General features: G+C 43.3%; 4 protein-coding genes and 1 rRNA gene. All 5 read right to left on the bottom strand.

Going from position 1 to position 3,837, the window contains the following annotated elements; all coding sequences use genetic code 11:
- Positions 1–155 precede the first annotated feature (155 nt).
- The 5 genes from metG to rrf all read right to left on the bottom strand — a co-directional run bounded on the left by metG (position 156) and on the right by rrf (position 3,675).
- Positions 156–2,150 carry a methionine--tRNA ligase gene (metG, locus tag ACJ28U_RS00140; RefSeq protein WP_407617997.1) on the bottom strand — a complete coding sequence of 665 codons (1,995 nt, stop codon included), beginning with the start codon at positions 2,148–2,150 and terminating at the stop codon, positions 156–158.
- Positions 2,151–2,283: 133 nt separating this feature from the next.
- The gene (locus tag ACJ28U_RS00135) at positions 2,284–2,700 is read right to left on the bottom strand and encodes a hypothetical protein (RefSeq protein ID WP_407617996.1); all 417 of its coding nucleotides are present in this window, start codon (positions 2,698–2,700) and stop codon (positions 2,284–2,286) included.
- 26 nt (positions 2,701–2,726) lie between these two features.
- On the bottom strand, positions 2,727–3,056 hold the full coding sequence (locus ACJ28U_RS00130) for a hypothetical protein (protein ID WP_407617995.1): 330 nt from the start codon (positions 3,054–3,056) through the stop codon (positions 2,727–2,729).
- 154 nt (positions 3,057–3,210) lie between these two features.
- The gene (locus ACJ28U_RS00125) at positions 3,211–3,438 is read right to left on the bottom strand and encodes a hypothetical protein (protein ID WP_407617994.1); all 228 of its coding nucleotides are present in this window, start codon (positions 3,436–3,438) and stop codon (positions 3,211–3,213) included.
- A gap of 120 nt (positions 3,439–3,558) precedes the next feature.
- Positions 3,559–3,675, bottom strand: a 5S ribosomal RNA gene (rrf, locus tag ACJ28U_RS00120).
- Positions 3,676–3,837: the final 162 nt, after the last annotated feature.

Here is a 3,837-nt window from a genome sequence, read left to right as displayed (position 1 = left end):
TTCTTATCTCATTCAAGAATAGTTTCTACTCAATGAACTATAAGCAAAAGGCAGCTGATCTCAACAATGTGAAATCAGCTGCCTAAGCAAGGTTCAAAATATTAAATTTTACCGGTCATCAGTACCATTTGACTTTGAACCCTTAATTTCTTGTATTAACCTAGTTCAGAACCAGCTTCAATTTCATCTGGCAAGATTGTCAAAATAACATTGCCGTCCTTTTCGGCAGACAACAACATACCTTCTGACATTTCGCCCATCATCTTACGTGGCTTCAAGTTAGCAACGAACGCAACCTTCTTACCAACCAATCCAGCGTACTCTGGGTACCACTTCTTGATACCTGACAAAATGGTGCGACCTTCCTTGGTACCGTCGTTCAACTTGAAGCGCAACAACTTGTTTGACTTCTCAACTTCGGTAACTTCCAAAATTTCTGCCACACGCATCTCAACCTTGTCGAAATCGTCAAATTCAATCAAGTCCTTTGTTGGGACCTCGATATATGACGCTTCTGTCTCTTCAGCAGGCTTAGCAGCCCCACCAGTCATCTCATCGCGGATGTAAGCAACTTCAGCTTCTACATCAACACGTGGGAAGATTGGCTCACCCTTGGCAACAACCTTACCACCGGCTGGCAAATCTTCAAACTTCAAATCAGCAATTTGCAAGTTTGATTCTGCCAAACCAAGTTGGTGGAAGATTTGCTTTGGCGCACGAGTCAAAGCTGGTTGCAACAAGATAGCGGCAACACGCAATGCAGCAGCCAAGTGTGCCATTACTGATGCCAACTTGTCAGTTTGTGCCTCGTCCTTGGCCAAAGTCCATGGGGTTGTCTCATCGATGTACTTATTAGCACGTGAAATCAACTTCCAAACTTCAGCCAATGCGTCAGCGGTGCGCATTGCTTGCATGTTTTCATTGTACGCCTTGATAACATCGTTAGCCGTTTGAACCAAATCAGCATCGAACTCAGTTGCGCCTGAGTTCAAGGCTGGGATAACACCATCTTCGTACTTGTTAATCATTGCAACAGTACGGTTCAATAGGTTACCCAAATCGTTAGCCAAATCATAGTTCAACTTTGATACGAAGTCTTCTGGTGTAAAGATACCATCATTTCCGTAAGGCATGGCACGCAACAAGTAGTAACGTACTGCATCGATGCCGTAACGGTCAGCCAATGTATCAGGGTACACAACGTTACCCTTAGACTTTGACATCTTACCATCACGCATCGTCAACCAACCGTGACCCAACACTTGCTTTGGCAATGGCAAGCCCAAAGCGTGGAGCATGATTGGCCAGTAAATCGTGTGGAAACGAACGATTTCCTTACCAACTAGTTGGACGTTAGCAGGCCAGAACTTATCAAACAACGTCGTGTCATCTGATCCGTAACCCAAGGCCGTAATGTAGTTAGACAAAGCATCAATCCAGACGTACACAACGTGCTTAGGATCAGACAGAACGGGAACACCCCACTTAAAGGCTGTACGCGTAACTGCCAAATCTTCCAAACCTGGCTTAATAAAGTTGCTAATCATTTCGTTCATACGAGATTCTGGTTGGATAAATTCAGGATGTGACTTGTAGTAGTCCAACAACCAGTCTGCATACTTACCCATACGGAAGAAGTATGATTCTTCCTTAACCAACTCAACTTCGTGACCTGAAGGTGCCTTACCACCGATCACCTTACCGTTTTCATCACGGTAAACTTCGGCCAATTGTGATTCTGTAAAGTACTCTTCGTCATCAACAGAGTACCAACCTTCATACTCACCCTTGTAGATGTCATCTTGATCCAAGAATTGTTGGAAAATCTTTTGGATTGCCTTTTCGTGGAAGTCATCAGTTGTACGGATAAAGCCATCATTCGTGATGTCCAAATCAGCCCACAACTTTTGAATATCAGCAGCCATGCCGTCAACGTATTGTTGTGGCGTCATGTTCAACTTTTCTGCCTTTTGTTCAATCTTCAAACCGTGCTCATCAGTACCCGTTAAGAAGTAAACATCTTCATTCAACAAACGGTGGTAACGCGCTGCCGCGTCAGCCAAAACCGTTGTGTAAGTGTTACCGATGTGCAACTTACCAGATGGATAGTAAATCGGCGTTGTAATATAGAACGTGTTCTTGTCTGCCATTTTCTTTATACCTCCCGCCACTACGAATGGGTAGGGCGTCATTTTTTAAACTGCAGGTGTCTCCTGCAATGTCTGCCTTTTATTATATCAAATTATGGCCTAACTGAGAGGGCTTTTCACGTGAACCAAAAAATCAAACTAATGTCTGTACGTCGACATCAGCAATCAACCGATCAAGTTGCTCATCCGCATGCCAATCCGTCGGTTCACTGTCACCAAACTTAACATTATGTGTAACAGCGTGTGCTTCTTGATAGATATTATGTGACTGCCTTGCAGGCACAATAAAATAATCGCCAGTCTGGTACACAGTTAATTGCAATTCACCATTTGCCTTATACGTTGCAAGAACAACTTTGCCGGCCTGCACAATGTAGATTTCCTGGTACTTTTCATGATAATGGCTATTCTGCCACGCGCCCGTTTGATTGACGGTTCTCGTATATGAACTACCGTCTGTGGCCACCAAGCCAAGTCGCGCCTCGCCGTTTGGCATTAGCCGAAAATTCGTTTTAACACCATACTGCGTTGCAACTTCTTTTTCTTCCATAAGACAAGTCTCCTGTTAAAAAAGATTTATAGGTGATATTGGGCGGTCAAGGATTGGCCACCACCATTTGCCACATAGCCGGCACCACCTTTATTTATCATCCGACGCAAAGCCGTTAACTCTGTTGAAATGTTACTTGGCACTTTCGTAGCATCTGATAATTTCAAGAAATACAACGAGTTTGATAATTTACTAGCAACTGTTTGTGGTAGTTGTTGCTGTTGCTGATGATCCGCTTTAGCCATGTTCACTAATTTTTCAGCCTCAGGATAATCTGCACCGTCTATCTTTCTCGACATAGTCTCTAATAACTCATCAATTTGTTGATCCAATTGTTTTACACCAAACCCAAGCATATGTAAGCCCCCCTTGTTTGTATGTTTTAACAGTACACCGGAATTTTAACGCACACAAATGCATCTGTTAACTCATTATTAAATTTTTTGTATCACACACTTAGGTCATGATACAAAAAAGCTTGAGACAGTAGCTACCATCCCAAGTTCTCAATTACTTTTTAACTGCATCTCCGTAAGCCGCAAAATTATTTTCCGCAGCCGTCACGCGCACATTAACTACTTCATCAGCACCAATCTTATCAGCCGCCTTAGCCAAATCCTTCAAAGCCCCCTCTACCGACATACCCAATCCAGATACAATTTGAATTTGCTCAAGTCCTGCTGGCACTTCGCCAACTGTCATTGGTAACTTAAAGTCATCTCCACCAAATAATCCCATTACACTGTCCTCCGCCTTTTTAGTTGGCTTCATTGTACCTATTAATCATCAATTTTGCTGAGTTGGTGTTTTTAAATGCCGCACAAAAAAACCACACCCGAGTGGGTGTGGTTTCAAGTTGCATCGCGACGTCCTATCCTCGCAGGAAGCGATCCTCCAACTACTTTCGGCGCTATTGAGTTTAACTTCTGTGTTCGGTATGGGAACAGGTGTGACCTCAATGCCATCATCACGACACGCTATTTAATTGAGAAATAATTAGGTCTCTCAAAACTGAATCATAATTTGTAAATCAAACTTCGTTTGAGCCTTACACCACGTTTTCAACTTGGTTAAGTCCTCGAACCATTAGTACTAGTCCGCTCCATGCGTCGCCGCACTTCCACTTCTAGCCTATCT

Origin of the sequence: Weissella sp. MSCH1 (assembly GCF_045799135.1) — a bacterium.
Taxonomy (GTDB): domain Bacteria; phylum Bacillota; class Bacilli; order Lactobacillales; family Lactobacillaceae; genus Weissella.
The sequence above is the reverse complement of the archived record's forward strand: the minus strand, read 5'-3'. Positions and strand labels throughout refer to the sequence as shown.

Coding starts and splice junctions, on each gene's coding strand:
- ACJ28U_RS00125 (WP_407617994.1), bottom strand. CDS start 3,438: ATGGGATTATTTGGTGGAGATGACTTTAAGTTACCAATGACAGTTGGC.
- ACJ28U_RS00135 (WP_407617996.1), bottom strand. CDS start 2,700: ATGGAAGAAAAAGAAGTTGCAACGCAGTATGGTGTTAAAACGAATTTT.
- ACJ28U_RS00130 (WP_407617995.1), bottom strand. CDS start 3,056: ATGCTTGGGTTTGGTGTAAAACAATTGGATCAACAAATTGATGAGTTA.
- metG (WP_407617997.1), bottom strand. CDS start 2,150: ATGGCAGACAAGAACACGTTCTATATTACAACGCCGATTTACTATCCA.